Origin of the sequence: Streptomyces sp. RP5T, from assembly GCF_003933965.1 — a bacterium.
Classification (GTDB): Bacteria; Actinomycetota; Actinomycetes; order Streptomycetales; family Streptomycetaceae; genus Streptomyces.
On sequence record NZ_RSAJ01000121.1, the window covers coordinates 1 to 18,769 of the forward strand.

The 18,769-nt window shown below is 65.9% G+C and carries 11 protein-coding genes and 6 pseudogenes; 6 read left to right on the plus strand and 11 right to left on the minus strand.

The annotated features are described in order from the left end of the window. Nucleotides 1-168 precede the first annotated feature (168 nt). From EHS43_RS15450 to EHS43_RS15460, 3 genes are all read left to right on the plus strand, one after another. A complete protein-coding gene (locus EHS43_RS15450) occupies nucleotides 169-555 on the plus strand; it encodes an NAD(P)-binding domain-containing protein (protein ID WP_221740734.1) in 387 nt (128 codons plus the stop codon). A gap of 594 nt (nucleotides 556-1,149) precedes the next feature. Next, nucleotides 1,150-2,220: a bacterial transcriptional activator domain-containing protein gene (locus EHS43_RS15455; RefSeq protein WP_185806263.1), complete on the plus strand. Its 1,071-nt coding sequence runs from the start codon at nucleotides 1,150-1,152 to the stop codon at nucleotides 2,218-2,220. A gap of 29 nt (nucleotides 2,221-2,249) precedes the next feature. Further along, on the plus strand, nucleotides 2,250-2,504 hold the full coding sequence (locus EHS43_RS15460; protein WP_125191351.1) for a hypothetical protein: 255 nt from the start codon (nucleotides 2,250-2,252) through the stop codon (nucleotides 2,502-2,504). Nucleotides 2,505-3,205: 701 nt separating this feature from the next. Here EHS43_RS15460 and EHS43_RS15465 read toward each other — a convergent pair. Beyond that, nucleotides 3,206-4,045: an enoyl-CoA hydratase/isomerase family protein gene (locus EHS43_RS15465; protein ID WP_125191352.1), complete on the minus strand. Its 840-nt coding sequence runs from the start codon at nucleotides 4,043-4,045 to the stop codon at nucleotides 3,206-3,208. A 98-nt stretch (nucleotides 4,046-4,143) separates the two neighbouring features. Between EHS43_RS15465 and EHS43_RS15470 the strand changes: the two genes are divergently transcribed. Then, nucleotides 4,144-4,503 (plus strand): helix-turn-helix domain-containing protein, encoded by a 360-nt coding sequence (locus EHS43_RS15470; RefSeq protein ID WP_185806264.1) that lies wholly within the window; start codon nucleotides 4,144-4,146, stop codon nucleotides 4,501-4,503. 341 nt (nucleotides 4,504-4,844) lie between these two features. Here EHS43_RS15470 and EHS43_RS15480 read toward each other — a convergent pair. From EHS43_RS15480 to EHS43_RS47715, 5 genes and pseudogenes are all read right to left on the minus strand, one after another. Next, nucleotides 4,845-5,382, minus strand: a pseudogene (locus tag EHS43_RS15480) (winged helix-turn-helix domain-containing protein). A gap of 1,559 nt (nucleotides 5,383-6,941) precedes the next feature. Next, nucleotides 6,942-7,613, minus strand: a pseudogene (locus EHS43_RS47710) (transposase family protein); the annotation flags it as partial. Then, nucleotides 7,614-7,805 (minus strand): annotated as a pseudogene (locus tag EHS43_RS47065) (IS256 family transposase); the annotation flags it as partial. A 24-nt stretch (nucleotides 7,806-7,829) separates the two neighbouring features. After that, entirely contained in the window at nucleotides 7,830-8,204 is a 375-nt protein-coding gene (locus tag EHS43_RS15490) for a winged helix-turn-helix domain-containing protein (protein ID WP_260470545.1), read from the minus strand. A gap of 105 nt (nucleotides 8,205-8,309) precedes the next feature. After that, nucleotides 8,310-8,548, minus strand: a pseudogene (locus EHS43_RS47715) (IS1182 family transposase); the annotation flags it as partial. Between the two features lie 315 nt (nucleotides 8,549-8,863). On the opposite strand from EHS43_RS47715, the gene EHS43_RS15500 reads away from it, so the two are divergent. Further along, the gene (locus tag EHS43_RS15500; RefSeq protein ID WP_125191353.1) at nucleotides 8,864-10,078 is read left to right on the plus strand and encodes a hypothetical protein; all 1,215 of its coding nucleotides are present in this window, start codon (nucleotides 8,864-8,866) and stop codon (nucleotides 10,076-10,078) included. A 156-nt stretch (nucleotides 10,079-10,234) separates the two neighbouring features. On the opposite strand, the gene EHS43_RS47720 is transcribed toward EHS43_RS15500, so the two are convergent. From EHS43_RS47720 to EHS43_RS15520, 5 genes and pseudogenes are all read right to left on the minus strand, one after another. Continuing rightward, the gene (locus EHS43_RS47720) at nucleotides 10,235-10,822 is read right to left on the minus strand and encodes an ISAs1 family transposase (RefSeq protein ID WP_260470543.1); all 588 of its coding nucleotides are present in this window, start codon (nucleotides 10,820-10,822) and stop codon (nucleotides 10,235-10,237) included. 278 nt (nucleotides 10,823-11,100) lie between these two features. Next, a pseudogene (locus tag EHS43_RS47725) lies at nucleotides 11,101-11,451 on the minus strand (transposase family protein); the annotation flags it as partial. A gap of 710 nt (nucleotides 11,452-12,161) precedes the next feature. Continuing rightward, nucleotides 12,162-13,409, minus strand: a pseudogene (locus EHS43_RS15510) (ISAzo13 family transposase); the annotation flags it as partial. A 160-nt stretch (nucleotides 13,410-13,569) separates the two neighbouring features. Beyond that, a complete protein-coding gene (locus EHS43_RS15515; RefSeq protein WP_125191355.1) occupies nucleotides 13,570-15,561 on the minus strand; it encodes an FHA domain-containing protein in 1,992 nt (663 codons plus the stop codon). Nucleotides 15,562-15,613: 52 nt separating this feature from the next. Beyond that, nucleotides 15,614-17,239 (minus strand): serine/threonine-protein kinase, encoded by a 1,626-nt coding sequence (locus EHS43_RS15520; RefSeq protein WP_125191356.1) that lies wholly within the window; start codon nucleotides 17,237-17,239, stop codon nucleotides 15,614-15,616. Nucleotides 17,240-17,853: 614 nt separating this feature from the next. Here EHS43_RS15520 and EHS43_RS48775 point away from each other — a divergent pair. Then, nucleotides 17,854-18,264, plus strand: coding sequence for a hypothetical protein (locus EHS43_RS48775; protein ID WP_312023422.1), 411 nt, complete (start codon nucleotides 17,854-17,856; stop codon nucleotides 18,262-18,264). Nucleotides 18,265-18,769: the final 505 nt, after the last annotated feature.

Sequence of the window (18,769 nt, forward strand, 5' to 3'; positions counted from 1 at the left end):
CACCCTCACCGGCGGCCCCGGCGACCAGACGATCGTGATCATGACAGCGGCCCCGGGATCCGAGGACGAACACAAGCTCGACCTGCTGCGCGTCATCGGGCTGCAGCAGCTGCACACCCCGCCGGCGGGACGGCTACCCGCCGTCCCGCCCGAGAAGGACCACTCCCCATGACAATCGTCGCAATCATCGGAGCCGGCGAAGCCGGCAGCCAGCTCGCCCGCACGGCCATCTCGACCGGATACGAGGTCGTCCTCGCGAATTCTCGCAGACCGCAGACGCTCGCCTCCCTGATCGCCGGGCTGGGCCCGGCTGCGCGTGCGGCGCACGCCGCGGAAGCGGCAGCGGCCGGCGACTTCGTCGTCATCGCGGCGCCCCTCACGGTCTTCTCCGGCATGCCGGCTGAGGCCCTCGCGGGCAAGATCGTCTTGGATACGAACAACTACTTCGTCTGGCGAGACGGCCACATCCCGTCATCGATTCCGGCGCGAAGACGGAACACGAACTGCGCCAGGAACAGCTCCCGGCCGCCAAGGTGGCGAAAGCCTTCACCATGATCGAGGCGTGGCGGATCCCCACCGCCGCCCGGCCGGCCGGTGCGCCGGACCGGCTCGCGCTCCAAGGGCTGCGCTCTGTGCGGCTGAACTGCCTCTCTTGACATCGGTGCGCCCTTCGGCAGGAGAAAAAGCGGCACTTTCGTTTCCCAGGTCCAGGCCATAGATGACCCGGGCTCTTGCGATTTGAGAGCGCTCTCAAGCCGGGAAGGCTAGGATCACCTCGGGTGACCGTCAATACAGCGCGCGATGATTCTTCGCCGCGACAACCCTGGTGCCGGCCGTTACCCCACCGGCCGCTACCCCATCACCTCCGCCCGCGGCGATGTCCGTCGCGCCGGCGGGTTACTGCTCGGACACGAGGCCGGTCACTGCGCCGATGATCCCCCCTGCTGTCGTGCGGGCCTGCTGGTGAAGAGCTGGTATCCCGAAGCTGCGGTATTCGCCGTCGACGGGGCCGATGCTGATCGCGATGAGTTGGCTCGTAGTCCGCTGGCCCGACTACGGCGACGAGGGGCTGAGCGCCAACCGCGTCCGCCGGTCACCGCCTCGCCGATGGCCCGCTTTCGGTGTGGTCGGCGTAGGTGGACCAGGTGCATGCCCGGATCGCGGGTCAGGTTCGCGCGTCAGGAGCCGCGGTTCGGACTCAGTGCGATGGCGCTCGCCCAGGCCGGGCTGCTTGGCCTGCGTCAGGACCTGTACCGCCATCGCGCCCAACTCGGCCTGCAACTGGGCGATTTCGAGCGGGCGGCGACAGATCTCGGCGCTCTCCTTCGCTCGCACCCGGGCCGCGCCGAGCTGCGGGAGCTGCACATGCTCGCTCTCGAAGGTCTGGGAGGTGCGTCGGAGGCCGTCGCCTCGTACGAGGCGTTCAGGCGGTACGGCGAGCCGACCCCGGCCATGGCGCGGCTGTACGGGCAACTGCGTGCTGTCGCCCGGGACGGCGACCATGTCTTCTTCGACGTGCGCCACACCCCGGGCACGCCCGACGCCACGCGCGACGCCGTCAGCCGCGCTCTGGCACGGCTGCTCTCGGAGAGCGAGCCGGCCGAAGCTCCCGCCGAGGTGGACGCCCACGAGGACTGCTCTCTCGTCTTTCCCCTGTCGGGCCCTGTCGCCCTCAGCCTCCTCTCCCGGGTGGTGTACGAACTGCCGCGAACACTGCAGGAGTTGGTGGATCCGCCGACGATCCGCGCGACCTTCTGGCACACCGTGCCGCCCGATGAGGTCAGGGGCCTGCCGGATCCTGGCGACTGGACCGTTCTGGTCGTGATCTCCCCGGTGCTCCACGGGCAACTGGCGAGCGGCCGCACCGGTCTCGCCGCAGCCCGCTTCTCACCCGGCGACCCGCCCGATGCCTGGTACAGCCTGCTGGGGAGGCGAGCCGCACGCCTGCCGTCCGCCCCGGAACGAGACCTCGTCCGCGGCCCCTTCACCACCCGCGATCTGCGCTCCCTGCGGACCCCGGACCCCCGGAACACCGCGATCGTGCACACGCTGCCTCCCGACGGCTCGCTGACCCTCCTCAACCCCGGCCGGCCGCTCGGCAAGCGCACGTCGTGGCCCCTCATCACGTACTACGAGGTCGTCCTCACCTCCCAATACTCCACCGTGAGCTGTCCCTGCCCAGTTCCGGCGGTGGCACGTTCGCCGCCACGGCCGAGCTGACCTGGCACGTCGACGATCCGGTCGCCTTCGTGCGGGCGAAGGTGATGGAGGCGGGGGAACGCCTCTTCGCGCACTTCGTGGAGGCGGGAGGGCAGATCACGCACCGCTATCTCCTGCGCCAGGCCACCGCCGCCGAGAACGCCCTGCGCCAGAGGCTGCACACGTGGCAGGTCCCCGGTCTCTCCGTGACGTGCGAGGTACGGCTGGCTCCGGCGGAGAAACCGTCGTCCGCGACGCGGGCCCGGCAGGCCACCACCAAGCGTCGTGGACGCCGGGCTCTCTGACCCGGCGTCCGACGCCGCCGTTTGGCCCGCCATCGCGTCCTCCGACGCACTGACCACCGCCCGGCGGACACGACTGCCGGCTCCAGGCGTTGGCCATCTGTGGCGTCGGCGCGTGGCACGGATGGTGAAGCACCGACCACGCACAGAGTGGCCGCTCTGCTGTGGTCCTGGTCCGGGACTCGTAGCGGGGATCAGGTCGGCGACAGGGGACTTCCCCCTGCGCATGCCCCTCCCGCCTCCGACACCTCGGCCCACCGAGCAGGCCCACAGCCCAGCCCAGCCGCTGCGCCTGCGCTGCACCGGTGTGCCCGGCGGCTGGGGCGCTTCGGGGTACAGCACCTGGCATGCGGGTCAGCCGGAAGTTCTTTGCCTGGGTCCGCCCGGGTACACACCGGCCGAGCGCGCAGGGCGCAAGACGTTCTCGGCGCACACCGAGATGCGTCGGCGTGTCTGAGGAGTTCGGCATTACGCGAGCCAGGCAGGGCGGGCCCCCCGCATGGATGTCCCGGGCATACGGGCGGGCCGGCGACTCGCGGCTCTCACTGCCGGCTTACCCTCTTCGCCGGAGGGACGGCTCGCCGGGGGACAGTTCGCCGAGGGGCGCTCTGCCGCCCCCGTCGCAACCTACCGGGCCTTCGAAGAGAGCAGGGTTGGCCTGCTCCGCGCTCGGGGGAACGGCAGTCCGGCCCTGAGGCCCGGGTTCAGCCGAGCCCGTCGATGAGTGCCTCCAGGCGGCGCTCCCCGTCCCGCGTCTGCGCGCCGGCGGCCAGCGCCTCCTGTCCGAGGCGACCCGCGACAGAGGTGTTGAAGAGCCGGCCGAAGAGTTCGTTCGCCTTCCGCAGTCCGTCGGCGGTGGACACCGCTGCGGCGTCCACCGCTTCGACGGTGGCGTGAGCTACGCCAGGCGGAAGGGCGGCGATGCGGGCAGCAAGGGTGTCGACCACGTGATCGAGTTCGGCGCCCGGCACGGCCCGGTTCACCCAGCCCATCCGTTCCGCGGTCACGGCGTCGATCAGCCCTCCGCCGAGAATGATCTCCAGCGCCCGAGCACGGCCGACGAGACCGGGCAGATAGGCGGTGCCGCCCGCCCCCGGAATGATGCCCATCCTGTCCTCCGGCTGTGCCAGGCAGGCATGTTCACGCGCCGCGAACCGCAGGTCCATCGCAGACAGCAGTTCGGCACCACCGCCACGCGCCAGCCCGCGCAGCTTGGCGATGGTGATCTGGGGCAGCGTCCGGATGCGCTCGTGCAACCGCATCATCGGATTCAGGGACGGGTCCTGCTCGGGCGCGAGGGTGAGCGCCGCGAACGATTCGAGGTCGTCGGCGATCCGCATGTCACCGTGCGCGACGAAGAACTCCGGGTCCGCGCTGTCAAAAACGATCACTCGGATGTCGTCGTTGACGGCCATGGCCCCCGTGAAGCGGTCCAGGTCCGTCATGAGGGCGGCGTCGAGCAGGTTGACTGGAGGGTTGTCGATGACGGCGTACGCCACGCCATCGGAGAGGGAGACATGGAGGGTCGAGTACGTGTCAGTCATGAGTCCTGCCCTTACGGGATAGCAGCAACAGATATCTCATGTATATCTAGTAGTTCCCGTACACTTCAACGAGATCAGGTATCACGAAGGGAACCGGCGTGCCCCGAACGGAACTCGACGACAGCGGTCGTCAGCTGCTCGACCAGCTCTTCGACAAGTGGTCGCTGCTGGTCCTGGCCGCGCTGTGCGACCGCCCCCGGCGTTTCAACGAGCTTCGCCAGCACCTGCCCGCCATCACTCCGAAATCACTGACCGCATGCCTGCGGCGACTGGAGCGCAACGGCGTGATCGAGCGAGTGATCCTGTCCACGGAGCCGGTGGGGGTCGAGTACCGCATCTCCCCCCTGGGACGGACACTTGAGGCGCCCCTTCAGACCCTGCTGGGGTGGGTACACGATCATCTCGACACCATCAACGCCTCCCGCTCCCACTACGACCAGGGACGTGCGGACGACTGAGGCCCGGGGTTGCGCCGCTTCCCGCCTCGCGTACGGGGCCGAGGCAGGAAGCACCACACCCGGCTGCCGGCACGTCGGCGGCAGCCACCCACCGTTCGGCGCCTGTGGACGCCCCACCCCGACGCGAGTGAACGGGCGCTGCACCTGGTCGTAGTCAGTCTCGGTGAAGCCCTTGCGCCGTCCCTTGGCGGGTCCGTGGTCGAGGTGCATGCGGTAGATCAGCCGGGAAAGTTCACCGGGCTTGTAGCAGGTCGGTGCGGCGATCCAGATGCGGCGGCGGGAGCGGACCCGGAACATAGGGGTGTGCCCGCGGCGGGCCCAGGTGCGGGCGATGGGTGGCGTCATCGAGAAGCCAGCCTCGTCCTCGAAGACGATCCAGGCGTCGAGCGCCGCCGCGGTGCTTCCACCTGTGGCCAGGTCTCCTTCACCAGCCGGTGACCTGGTCCTCGTCGCGTTCGACAGCACGTCTGACCGGGCTCTGGCACGAGAAGCCGTGCCGGATCAGCAGCTTGCGCACCCCTTGCAGCGTGTAGCTCTTGCGGAAGCGGCGGCCGATCACGGTCTTGATCCGCGACAGCGTCCACCGCTGATCCGGCCAGCCGTGCGCGACGGGCCCCTTGGCCAACGCCGCTTCCAGCTGCACGAACTGGGTCTCGCTCAGCCTGGGCGGCGAGGCCGGACCTACCGAGCGCAGGGCCGCGGCCCACCCTTGCCCCAGGCCCGCCGCCACCGCTGCACCGACCGGACGCTCACCCGTAACTCCTTGGCGAGTGCCGAACTCGGCTCGCCCCGGGCGAACCCCTCGGCCGCGTTCATCCGGATCCCCTCGCGGAACTGCCGGCGCTCGTCCGACAGACCGCCGCCCTGCGCATGCCTCATGACAACGGCCTACCGCGAGGAGCAAGCTCTCTCAGCGGCTACGACAACGACAAACCCGAGTTCAAGCTCAGTAGCATCGTTGGCGAAATGGAGCAGCGACACACCAGCTTTCCGCTCAGCGCCTCTGCCCTCCCGGTCTCCCGTTGCGTGAGATCAGCTGAGACGGCCATAATTGGGTGCCCCCGCGCCCTTGATAGCCGTCAGTCTCCTGGGGAGGCTGCGTACCAGAGACAGGCGCTCCGTACACATATCGCTGATCGACAACAGACTGCATGGGCTGAAGGGCCGGATGCTCCAGCGCAGGTATTTGCGCCCTAGACGCAGCCCACACGCCGGCTTGATCCTTCTCTCTTATTCTCTTCTTAATATCAGTGATTGAGGTTAGCGACGCTTTGGATACGTCAATAAACCACTTGTCCTCACTATTCCGCAGGGGAACTCCATGGTCACACAGGACAGGAATTTCTTCATCCCACAGGGCATGCTGCCTGCCGTTCCTGAAGCTAGTGAGAGTGCGTAGTCTATTCACGGCCCCCTTTAATTCGTCTGGCACTGACCAATCTGCAACGTTAGGAGCGGCCCTAATATCCCCGCTAGGTACACTTCCGTAATCAAGAATGTTCTCTGTGTACAATTTTTTAACATATAGCACTTTCTGCCTTTTGGCCCTTTGGTTATCCGTTGGAGTGTCGGGGTCGATGCGTAAGCGAGTTTGACCCTTGGGTGACCTGTGAATGTTTATGCCGTGATCGATGAGTGCCCACGCTGTTGCCGGTTCTATAGGCCTCTGGTCAGTCCTTGCGTGGTACAGCATATTAATGGTTGTTGCTACCCATTGAGGCTCCCCCTTATTGGCGCTACTGGCTTTTATGGAGGGTGGTAAGTATCCGTCTACCGCTCCGTGGTCTTCGTAGAGCCTGTGGACGTATGCTGCTTCCTTTGCATCGTCTTCCCCTGCCCAAGCATCAAGTTGCTCGTCATCCAGAAAGCCCGGATGAATGTGCGGGCCCAACTGGTCCAATTCATATACGGGCGCGCCCGCCGAGGCTAGAGCGTGCGTTGTCAGCCTACCCGCTCCGGGGCTGGCAGGATCAAGGAAGCTGTGCAGTATTTGTCCGAGCGGCACCTTCTTCATTGTCAGGCCAAGCTGTAGATCCCCAACACTGATGGATACCTCCACATCGCGGTCCGGAATCCGCCATTCTGTGTCTGTTTTTTGAGGTTTTTCATTAGTCCATACGAGGTATGCCGTCGAAATTTCGGCGTCAGAGAATGGATTTTGGTGAGGGTTGAATTGACTTGGCATGGTGTCCTCTATGCTTATCGAAGTGAGTGAGCTTCTTCAGGTCGGTCAACAACCGGGTGACTTGGCTGAGGCGTCGCGCACCATCATCGTGCTGGATTCTGCATCCCGTGGAGAGGTCGCAGGCGCAATGTAGTGGAACCGGCCTTCCATTTCTTAACTACGGGCAAGGCCCTGGAGGGGTTCACCTCGTTCTTCCTTACGAGTTGGTGCGTGATAGCGGGTGCGGCGTACTGGTCCGCTGGGGGACCGGTGCTCAGGCTTGAGCGGTGCGGTCGGAGACAAGGCCGGCGATGGCGCGGTAGGTGTCGGGCAGGCTGTCGCGTCGGTGCGTCCAACGCGTCAGTTGCTTCCACCGCTTGTGATCGGCAAGGGCGTGCTCGACGGTGATGCGGTCGGAGGAGTGCCCGTGGCGGTCACGTTGCCACTGTTCAATTCTGCCGGGGAGTGCTCCCAGCTGCGGCTTTCTGGACGGTGTTATTGCCTGCCCTCGGTGGCCGCGGCTGAGGCCGAGATAGCCGTCGTCCAGCCAGGCCTCGACGTCGGGGAAGTACCGGAAGCAGATGGCGATGCCTCGTTGCGGGCGGCCGTGGCGTCGTGCATGCGTCCAGGCTGCAAGCCATCAGTTCATAACGTGCGGCCACGCCAGTCAGCGATCACGGTGGCCTTCATCGTGTTCTGCATTTTCTTCCCGGACGCGAATACGCGTCGTCCGCCACGTCGGTCGGCGGACCTGGATCTCGGTGGTGTCCAGCCGCAGCTCGACGCCTTCGGCCTGGGCGTAGGCGAACACGTCGGCCAGAGTCCGTAATCGCAGACCAGGTTGGTCGGGGACCGCGCACCCCCGCTCGGCCAGGAGGGTACGTATCTCCGCAATCGCATGGGTGATGGTGGAGCGGTCGACACCGAACAACAGACCCAGTACCGTCTCGCCCTCGAGAGCGGACTCCAGCAGCCGCTTGGTCAGTTGCTGCAGCAGCCCGCCCTCACCCGTCAGCTGCAAGCCCTCAGCCTGGGCCCTGGTCACCAACTCCTCGATCAGCTGATCGTCCACGGCCTTCGCCGACACATCCGTTGCCGACTCGACAGCTTCGTGCTCGGCCACGTTCTCACTGGTCATCGATGCATCTTCCATGATCGGTAGCTACACCGAACGATTTACAGCCCCATGACCGTCGGATCCGCCGTTAGATTTACACTCCCCTCGACGGGCGGGAACCTGGCAGCTCCAGCCGTGCCGCTTCAACAAAGCCGCGACGCCCTGGACGGTGTAGCTCTTGTGGAAACGACGCCCGATCAACGTCTTGAACCGCGACAGGGTCCACGTCTGGTCCGGCCAGCCGTGCGCCACGGGGCCCTTGAGCAGGTCACGCTCAAGTACGGCGAAGAGATCGTCGCTCAGCACGGGCAAGGACGCCGGCCCTTTCGAGGCCAGAGCTCTCGGCCCGCCCTGGGACCCGGCGCTACGCCAGCGTTGCACCAACCGGACACTGCCCCGCAGGCCATGGGCGATGACCACGCTCTCGTCCCCGCTTTGGAACCACTCGGCCGCCTCCAACCGAAACTTCTCCCGGAAGGCCAGCCGTTCGTCCGTGAGTCCACCACCCTGCGCGTACCTCGTACAGGCGGCCTGCCGGTCGGTCAGCCCCTCCGCATGCTGCAACACCGACACCAGCGCTAACGCCCCCGGTGACACGGCAGGACGCCCACACGCCGCAAACGCTTCAGCGCCGCCGCATCCTCAAATAGCGGACCCAGCGCCTCATGGATCCGCACCGCGAGCGTCCCATGGGCAAACGCGGCCCGTACCACCCGGGCCGTAAGCTCCGGCACCCCCACGTCCGCCCGAGGCTCCAGCGACACCCTTCTCAACCCTCCCACGATGAACAACAACCATGGAGGACCAACGACACCCGCCTGCTCGAATCACGCCTTTCTCAGCAGAGTCCTGAAAGCCAGAGCACTGCAAATGAACTCCGGTAGCGGGCGAGGGGCCCGGACGCCGCCGGAGTGGGGCTAACCACGCTCCGGCGGGAGCTGCCGGACCGTCCAGCCCAAGAGATGAACCCCTTCGGGGCCTTCCCCGTAGTGCACGATGGGGGAAGGCTGGCTCAGCTGCCGACGGGGGGCGTAGGGAAAGCCCTCGACGTCAGAGAAATACCACACAGTACGATATAAATGGAGGACACCGTGCCAATTCAATTTGACCCTCATAATAATCCATACAGCGACACCGACATCGCGAAAGCCTACCTCGACTGGGTCGGTCAAGGCGGTGAAAATCAGTTCTGGCCGCCGGAATCCGACGAAGAAAATAAGCTGTGGCGGATGCCGGGCCGCAGTGTGGAGGTGACCATTTCCTACGGCCCTCCGTCCCCGGCGACAAAGGATGTGCCAATCGGTGCAATTCTGCACAGCTACGTTCACCCAGCCAATCCTGGACCAGGAGAACTGACAGCGGACACGCTCTACCGGGCGGGGGCTCCCCTGTGTGACCTGGGCCAGCTGGGTACACACATACACGTAGGCGCTCTGAGCAGCGACCAACTTGCCGCCTGGGCAACCATCGATGACATTAATGAAGCCAGCCAGGTTCACGGGCTTTACGAACAGCGTGGAGTGGCAGAAGGGCACATTCCAGCAACGGTGTCACTGAGCGACAACAGGAAAAAGCCAGCAGGAGAATGGGAGCCTCAGTGGTCAATTGATATGAGGAAGGCAATTTCTTTCTCACGGAGTGATCGTAGGTGGATAGGTCCGGCGACGGCTTGGGCGCTAATGGATCACGGTATCGAAATTCTCAAATCATCCAAAGGTGATCACCGGCTGTGCGTCGGACCTAAAAGCCCACTGGACAGCGAGAGGGTCAAAACGGAGAAAAACTCGGAAACTGTGCGTTCCATTGCTGAATTATACCGGCAGGGCGTCCTTGACTCCGGAAACTTGCCGAACGGTCCATATATTACAAAAACACACAATACTCGATACTGGATGGTGGCAGATTCGACCAAGACGGCCATAAATAGATTGGCCTACCTCGCCAATCCCGTCATACCCCTGCGAGATGAGGAAATTCCTGTACTGCGGGATAACTTCGTCCCTCTGATTGAGCGTGACGGTGCGACATACGTCAAACAAGACGTTCAAAAAATGCCAATCGGTACTATTGTGGACAGGCTCAAAGAGAAGTATTCGGCGCAGGTGCCTGCGTTGCAGCAGCCGGCTGGTCAGTCCCGGCAACCTGTCTTCGATCAGCAGTATGTGCTCAGTCAGCCTGGTCCTGGTACGCAGCCCTCTCTGCGGGCAAGCGGCTATCAAGAGGCGGGGGGATCCCTGCCCTGGCAGTCTCAGATCGCCTCCCGCGGAGGGAAATCGGGGCCTCCGGGGCGGTGAGGGACAGAGATCTGGTGCGTCGTTGCCCTGCTTTGCATGATGCCGGACCGCATGTCCGGATGTCCTGATCCGGGGAGCATCCCGCAACGGTCCCTGATCCGTGTCGTGCTCTACCTATCAGGGCTTCGGCGTAGTCGGCTGACGTCCGCCTAGTGATCATCCGAGGCCGAGAAGGGCGAGGGGGCGGCGGGCGTCGCGTGCGTTGCGGCGGGCGCCGGCCGCGATGTTCTTGGCGCCGCTCAGCCGTAGGGCCCCGACGGCGAGGTTGCGCCAGCTCGCCATGGCGCGGGGCGTGTTTCCGGTGCGCAGCTGGGAGGCATCCTCGGCGAAAGTGGTGTCCCGGACGTGGTGCAGGGCCTCGATCTTCCAGTGGCCCCGGATCAGCTGAGCGAGCTGGGCGGGCGTGGCCTGCTCGGCGGTCAGGCTGGTGACCGCGTAGACAGTGGCGATGGTGGTCTTCCCGGTCTTGCGGCAGGTGCGACGCCGCTTGATCTGGACGACCTGCCGGGCTCCGGGGAAGAGCAGGTTGTTGACCGTGGCGACCTTGATCCGGCGGATCTCAGACCGGCCGTGGCCGATGCCGCGGGTGCGGCCCTGGAGCGGGATCTCCTTCCAGGGAAGGGACTTGAGCTGCTTGCGCAGGTTCTTCTGATTGCCCTTGACGATGGCGATGTAGTGGGCCCGGCGGCCGAGGAAGTAGTCGGCGTGCTCGCGCTGGGTGTGCAGGGCATCGCTGGTGACCACGGTTCCGGCGAGGTCGGCGACGGTGTCCAGCAGCGGCTGGAAGCAGGTGGCTCCCCGGTCTTCTCGCCCACGTCGAGCTGGGCCAGGACCAGCCCGGTGGTGTGCTCCTCCGCGGCGAGCAGGTGGATCTTCCGGCCCCGAGCCCTCGCCGCTCCCCGCAGACTCTTGCCGTCCACGGCCAGACCGCGCAGCCCGGGGCGGGCAGGTTGACGGTCGGCGAGCCAGCCTCCCACCGCCCGGTCCAAAGCGTCGCCGTCGACGCGGGCGAGGAGCCGGCGGACCGTAGTCTCAGCCGGGACCCGCCGTCGTGGAAGCAGCGGGTCGGGGCGCACGCCGAGCCGGTCCAGCACCTGGGTCGGTGCGTCGGCGATCCACTCGCTCACTGCCAGCAACGAGGTGGCCCCGGCCAGCACCGCGAACGCCGTCAGGACCAGGACGACGGCCAACGCGTGCCGCACCGCGTGGATCGCGCGGGTCGGGCACCTGGGCCAGCCGCTCCAGCAGACCGGGTACCTCCCCTGACGCGGCCCCGGGCTGATCCCGGAGTTGGTCAAGGACGGGCGGGATCGGGGATGATGCGTCGGCAGGCACGGACTTCCAAGCAGGTCACGGGGCGTAGAGAACTCCATGACCTTGGAAGCCGTGCCTGTCCTGTCTCCTCGGCATCCGCCAGCCAACGCATCGTCACAAACCGGACGTCAACTGACTACACCGAAGCCCTGCTCCACCTATGGCTGTGAAAAGCCGCTTTCGAATCTGAAGGTGAAAAGCGTGTTGTGTGGCGCTTGCAGCCACGCTTACTGCGCGTCGAACCTGTTCGCCATGTCGTGTAAACCCTCGTTAAAGGGCTCACTTCACGGCACTGAACGAATTGTAAGGACTCCGCCGTTACCGGACACCTTCAAGAAGATTCAGGTGAGTCACGCCGACAACTCGGTGCCTACCAGTGGATGCTCACCGCCCCGACCTTCGCGCCTCGATTGTTGTTCTGCTTGTTATACGGAGGTGCACGGACCCATTTGCATTACGGGAACGCTGTGGTTTCGATTGCTTCCCGGATTGTTGGTCGGGCCGTCTTGGACCCGCAGCATGACGGGCCACATTAGCGTGCACGGGTTGGCATGCGGGGTGCGTGGAGTATAGGCGGGCGGCAGGTTGGGAGGACCAGGCGGACAAAGTCGTCGCCGGGAGCACGCTTGGCGTGTGGCTGCATGGCCTCGTCGATGGCGCGCGTGATGTGCCGCATCTCGGCGTTGAACAAGATGCGCTGGAAGGCGATTCATACTGCGGGGTCCTCCGACAGCTGCCAGCCGTCCGGGCTGTAAGGGCTTGCCGGGAATCAACACGTCGGTTTGATCTTGGTTTTGTCAGGGTCGAGGAACCTGACGACGTCTTCCCGTGTGCGGAAACGGGCTGTTGATGCGGGGGGATGCATCCCATGGGCTTCAAGGAGCGGGCGGACGTCTTTCACTGCGCGGCTGATGGTCATGGCGGTGGTGTTGAAGAGCTGACCCAGGAGATCCATGGTCGCAAGCTTTCGCAGGTGGAGCACGGTGACCAGGATCCGGTCGGCCGAAGTGAGCTTGGCTTTGGCGCCTGCGCCAGGGGCCACAAGGCGCTCGTGGCCTCGACGTGTGCGGAGCACTTGCTCGCGTTGAACCTCCATCGCCGGAGTCAACGAGTCGATGAGCTCGCTGAGCTGCCGGCGGGTCATCCCGGTCAGTTCCGGGTCCTGGAGCGAATGCCGCGTGAGGCGAGTCGGTCTGTCCGCCAGGGTCTCGTTCGGTGTGCCGCCGGTGGTCGCCGCGTCCATCGGACGCCGGGGGTGGAGGGTGTAGTTCCAGTCGCCGTGGAAGCGATGGCGAGTGATGGGCAGGGCGTCGATCTCGTCGTCGCTGACGCGGATGCCAGTGGGGTACTGGCCGCTGTCGAGTTCGGCATGGACCGTGAGGCCGGTGCGGCTGGTGGTCGCGGCGATGCTTTGGAGCATGACTTCATGACTGGTCAGGGGCCTGCCGCGCCAGTTCATGGTGATGTGAGAGAACAGCCGGTGCTCGATCTTGTTCCACTTCGAAGTGCCGGGCGGCAGGTGACACACCGTGATCTCAAGGCCGGTCTGGGCAGCGAGGTCGGCGAGCTGGGTCTTCCAGCCGCGGGTGCGGTAGCCGTTGGAGCCCCCGCCGTCGGCGGTGATCAGCAGCCGGCGGGCACGGGGGTAGTCGTACCGGCCGCGGGCCTGCCACCAGCGCCGGATCGAAGTGACGGCGAACGCCGCGGTGTCGTGATCGGTACCGATGCTGACCCAGCCGGTGTTCGCCGCCATGTCATAGATTCCGTACGGAATCGCTTTCTCGGCCTGGCCGGGGAAGTCGTGCGTCTTGACCCGCACGGGCTGCCCTGCGGGCCGCCATTCGTGCCCGGCGTTCTTGTAGTCGCCGATCAGTTCCTTCTTCTTGCTGTCCACGCTGATCACCGGGTCACCGGCGTCCCGGTGGTTTCGTGCCTGCTCGTTGAGATAGCTGAACTGGGCGTCCCGGTCCGGGTGCTGAGCACCCTCGATGGTCTTGGCGTTGGCCTGCAGACTGAACCGGCGAGTAAGCCGGTGTGGGGCGCAGAACGAGACAGCGTGTCCGTTGTGCCGGGGAACGCTGGTCACGGTGCAGTGCGACGTTGCGTCATCTCGTCTGCCGACCGAACTTCCGCATCGGGTGACGCGGGAGTTCGAGGGCAGCCGAGGTAGGCGGTTATCAGGCCGGGCCGAGGAGCGCCGAGGTGCGCGGATCGGGGAGCGGCTGCGGCGGTTGCGGAGAGGTGGGGACGAAGACCGGGGCGTCCTGCTGGTAGAAGATGTCGATGTCAGCTTCCTCGCCGCCGACGATCATTGTGTCCCATGCGCCGCTTTCTTGGAGCGTCCGCAGGGTCGCGGGCGTGAGGGTCGACAGGTGGGCCCGGAGAACGTGGTCGTCGGGCAGGCCCGGCATTCGGGGTGCCAGTCGTTCGCGTATGCCGCGCATGCGGTCCAGCAGGATCTCTAGGTCGGCGTTGGCCGAGTCCGAGGCTGCAATGGGTGCCTCGATCGGACCCGAGGGCTTGTGCTGTGCGGTGCCGGCTTCTGGCGATGTGGCCGTGCCGTTCATGCTGGCGTCGATGATGTCCTTGATCGCTCGGGTCACGCCCCGCTCGTCCGTTGTGACCATGGCATTCCAGGCGCGGCTCTTGTGCCGGTACTGCAGCATCGACATGGCCGCTTCGTGTCGGATGAAATCGGCGTCGCGCAGGGGGTGACCACGCCAGGCCCGGCTGAGGGAGCGGGCGAGTGAGACGGCTGAGGCGAGGCCGCTGTTGAGGCCGCGTCCGGGCCAGAAGTGGATGGCGTTGGCCGCGTCCCCGAGGAGAAACCCGTAGGTGCCCGGCCGGTCCGCGGTCGTGCGGGTGAGCTGGGCCGTGAACCGGGGGCGCTGGACCATGTCGAGGCGGAACGAGGTGATCGCGCTGAGGTCCTCTTCGGGGACGTCGAACAGCCGCAGCCCTTCCAGGATCCGCTTCCACAGCGGTGAGCTGCGCAGTAGAGCCGGGAGGAACAGCGTGCCGTGGGTCGGGCACGTGAATTCGTTGTCCTCGTGGCGGCTCATGAGGCACGGCCGGGCGGCTATGCACTCTTCGAAGACCTGCCGTACCGGGTCTATTCCGATGACGTTGCGGGCTTCTTCGCGGGTGAGCCGCATGTTCAGGAAGCCCTCGCCGCGCAGCGAGTTGAGCAGGAACCGGTTCTGCGCCACGGTCAGCAGGACGCTCATCGGGTCCGAGAGGCGGGACTTGACCTTGAGACCGAGGACGATGTCCTGGATGTGGTCACCGTCCAAAGAGTAGATGGAGGCGTCGGGCATGCCGAAGCGGTCGGCGAAGTGTTCACGGGTGCGGGAGCGACCCCCTTCGCTGATGACCAGGACGTGGTCGCGCGCGATGAGCTGTTCCTGCTCTGTGGGGTCGAAGCGCTTGGGCACGAGCCGGATGGCAGCCTTACGGTTGGCCAGTTCGAGGAGCTGGTCTTCGATGTAGGCGATGCGAATGTTGCGAGGCGGGCGTCCGTCCACGGAATCGGGCCCCAGCGGCCACATCTCGGAGAAGTGCTGGTTGTCGCCGAACATTGCCCTCTGCATGTCGTGTGTCAGTGCCGAGTACTGCCGGCTCTGCACGGTGACGACCTGCTGACGGCGGACGTTGCCCTGGGCGGCGTCCTTCCAGATCACCAGGGTGCCAGCGCGGACCCAGCGGCCGTCGTAGACGGTGATCGCGACTCGTCCGGCCAGCGCTTCCTCCAGCAGCAGGGCGAAGGCGAGACCGACCGGGCCGCCGCCGGTGACCGTGACCCGCAGAGTTCCCGGGTCCACGACCGCATTTGCGCGCGGCAGGTCCATCTGGGAGAGGTCCATGACCGTCTCGACGGCTTCCTGTGTCTCGAACAGGAACGTCTCGTTGCCGATGCGTATGGTGTCGCCGGGCGACAACTCATGTCGTTTGACACGCTGTTCGTTGACGAAGGTGCCGTTCCTGCTGTCGCGGTCGTGCAGGATGTATGCGCCGTTCTCGGTGACGATCTCGGCGTGGAAGCGGGAAGCGCTGACACTGACGATGATGACGTCGTTGTCACTGTGGCGGCCGAACGTCAGCGGTGTCTCTCCGAGAACCACGCTTTGATCGGTGAATGGACCGGTGCGTCCGACGATGACCGACAGCACGGAAACTCCTCAGGGAATATCGATCGTTCTGATAATGAAATACGGTGTTGTGTCAATTGCCGGCGGATCGGCAGGTGATGCTGAACGGCACGGAGTTGGACCTCGTGTCGAACGGCGACTTGATCTCCACGGCCATCGTGCTCGTCAAGGTCCCCTCTTGCGCCCACGTCGACAGCCGTACGGTCTCCGTCCTGCTCGTCGGATCACCTTCACGGAACGACATAGTCCGCCACTGACCGTCCACTACCGCACCGCTGTCGGACACCCATCGGTACGAGAACTGCAGCGGCGCCTGGTCTGTCTTGAACGTCGCGGTGAACCAGGGCGCTTGACCGGCTCCGCCCGGGCAACGCCCGTCGAACGTGGTGGCCTTGCCGGTGATGGCCACCGATACCGGCTGGGACGCACTGCTGGCGCTGGTGGTTTTGCCGTCTTTGACGGCAGTGCGATCGTTCTGATGCATGAGGGTGTAGCCGAGGCCCGCGCCGGCAGTCGCCACCAAGACGACGGCCACCGCCCGCACCAGAGGAGCCCTGCGACGGCCGCGCGCGGCAAGGACGGGCGGCGAACTGGTGCTATGGACCATGTCGGCGGGGAACGGGGCAGCAGAGCCAGGCCGGAAGGCGGCGCTGTCCGGGGCAGGCCCGAATGTGCCCAGCGGGGCTGGGGCCCCGGGTGCTGGTGTCGCGACAGTTGCAGCCGCGGTCTCGTCGGCCGGAGTCTTCGCCTCGGCGGTGATGGCGGTTGCGGCCGAGGTGACCTCGGCCGTGATGCCGTCCGTCGCCGAAGCCGCAGTGACCGGGGTGGCGGCCCCCGACTCGGGCGATGCTGTCAACGCCTGTGTGGCACGGATGAGTTCACCCATGGCCTCCTCGGAGCCCATCCGGTGCTCCGGATCCTTGCGCATGAGCCCTTCGATGACTGCCGTCAGCGGCCCGGCCCGATGCGGCGTCGGCAGTTCGTCGTCGACAACGGCGCGCAGCGTCGACAGGGCGCTGGTCCGACGGAACGGCGAACGACCCTGTACGGCCGTGTAGAGGAGCGCCCCGAGCGACCAGAGATCGGAAGCGGGGCCCGGTGTCTGTCCCAACGCCCGCTCGGGGGCCAGATATTCGGGTGAACCGACGACCTCACCCGTCATCGTCAGCGCGGTGCTGCCTTCCACGCTGGCTATACCGAAGTCGGTCAGTACCACGCGGCCGTCATCAGCCAGCAGCACGTTGGCCGGTTTCACGTCGCGGTGCAGCACGCCGGCGCTGTGGGCCGCACGCAGAGCCGCGAGTACCTCGACGCCGATGCGCGCGACGTCCTTGGGTGCCAGGGCTCCCTCAGAGGTGATGACGTCTGCGAGAGAGCTTCCGCGGACGAGTTCCATGACGATCCACGGCCGGTCGTCGAAGTTCACCACGTCGTGGATGGTCACGACGCCACGGGTGTTGACCCGTGCTGCCGCCCACGCCTCCCGTTCCAACCGGATGTGCAGTTGCCTGCTGCGTTCGACAGGCAAGTCGATGGAGGCGCGAACCTCCTTGACCGCGACATCGCGGTGGAGCACTTGGTCGCGGGCCCGCCACACGGTGCCCATACCACCCTCGCCGAGCACCGACAGCAGTCGGTATCTGCCGGACACCAGCCGTTCGTCGCCTGCTTCCGATGAGGCCTCGTCCACGTTGTTCATGAGGGTCAACTCCCTTATTCCGCCGCCTGCAGGGCTCAGTATGATGAATACGGCGGTGATCATTAAATGCGCAGTGTGAGAGCCGGACAGAAACCAAGCGGACAGCACTGTGACACTCGTGGTCCGATAGCGACCCAGCCACGGCACGTCATTTCCTGCACACGGCTCAGGCGGCCGTTGATCCCTCGCCGCAGGCCCGCCGTATGAGCGTCGGGGCAAGCTCTGCCGCTGCCCAGAGCACCCTCCGAGACCACGTGGCACCGGTCACTACGAGCGCAAAACTACGCCCCTGAACAGGCTCGACAGAGAGGGCTGCAGCAGCTCCTCGCGACCTTCCAACTGTTGCTCCCGGCCCCTTCCCGTCTTGACAGCTCACGCTGGACGCAGATCCACGACCAGCTGGCCCCCTGCGCCGACTCTACGCGGCAGTCGTTGGAGTCCGCGGCCACCGACGCCGTCCGCGCGTACGCGGCCCGGACCCGCGAGAGTGCCGACCAGATTGCCGCCGTCCTCGAAGGCTTTGCCGAGAATGGGCTGCCCGCCGTGGACGACTGCATCCGGTGAGAAGAGCTGCGCGAGGCCCACCGCGCCCCACTGGTCAGCGACCTCGCCTGATGCCCCTCAGCACGGCCCTCCCCGCACCCGCATTCGCCTTCTCCGATGCTGCCGCCGAACAGCTGGAGAGCATCACCAGCGAGTCGGAGCTTCACGCTCTGGAGCCCCTGGTCGTCCTCTCCGTCGCCCCCGAGGCCGGCATCCTCATCCCCGCCACACCCGGCCCTCAGCTGCGCCAGGGCACCGACGACAATGAGCACATCCGCATCCTGTACTTCGTCCTGGCCCTGCGCACTGTGGTCGTGGTCGCCTACATCGAGGTACGGCGTACGCCCACACGATCCGCTCCCGGTGCCGAGTTTTCGGTGTGCGGCGCACTCCCGTGGAGTCTTCAGCCCCCCCCGAAGGGCCTGGGGAGCTCGCCGCTGGGTATCCCGCGACCTTCGCAACTGTGTGCGGGCCGCCTTTGAGGCGGCCCGCACACAGCTCGGCTGTACACGACGCCTGCAGAGCAGACTCGTACTGTACGTGGGAACGGTCAGTCGCAGCCCGGAGACGGTTCTACCTCCTCATCCCCTGTCGTTGCTGCGGCTCACCCTGCTGCCACCGGGGAGGCTGGGCAGAACTCTCCCCCGGGGCCTGCCGATCCTGCTGTCCCAGACCGGCCGCCGCGGCCACCCCGGGGACCGGCGCATCGTGCCAAGCCCTCGGAGTGGCCGGCACGCCGAACTGGGCACCGCCCGCCGGCTGACGATGCACCGCCGGAGGAGCGTGCACTCCCAGAGCATGGTCGAGCGAGGGAAGCTGCCCGCCCCCACCTGGCAGCGGGGTACTCGGCCCCTGATGTTCGTAACCCGACGGGACACCGCCCGCCGGCTGACGATGCACCGCCGGAGGAGCGTGCACTCCCAGAGCATGGTCGAGCGAGGGAAGCTGCCCGCCCCCACCCAGCAGCGGGGTACTCGACCCCTGATA

Excerpts from the sequence above, each read along its gene's own strand:
- EHS43_RS15450 (WP_221740734.1), top strand. The coding sequence starts at position 169 with ATGACAATCGTCGCAATCATCGGAGCCGGCGAAGCCGGCAGCCAGCTC.
- EHS43_RS15455 (WP_185806263.1), top strand. The coding sequence starts at position 1,150 with ATGCCCGGATCGCGGGTCAGGTTCGCGCGTCAGGAGCCGCGGTTCGGA.
- EHS43_RS15465 (WP_125191352.1), bottom strand. The coding sequence starts at position 4,045 with ATGACTGACACGTACTCGACCCTCCATGTCTCCCTCTCCGATGGCGTG.
- EHS43_RS15500 (WP_125191353.1), top strand. The coding sequence starts at position 8,864 with ATGGAGGACACCGTGCCAATTCAATTTGACCCTCATAATAATCCATAC.
- EHS43_RS15520 (WP_125191356.1), bottom strand. The coding sequence starts at position 17,239 with ATGAACAACGTGGACGAGGCCTCATCGGAAGCAGGCGACGAACGGCTG.
- EHS43_RS48775 (WP_312023422.1), top strand. The coding sequence starts at position 17,854 with ATGCCCCTCAGCACGGCCCTCCCCGCACCCGCATTCGCCTTCTCCGAT.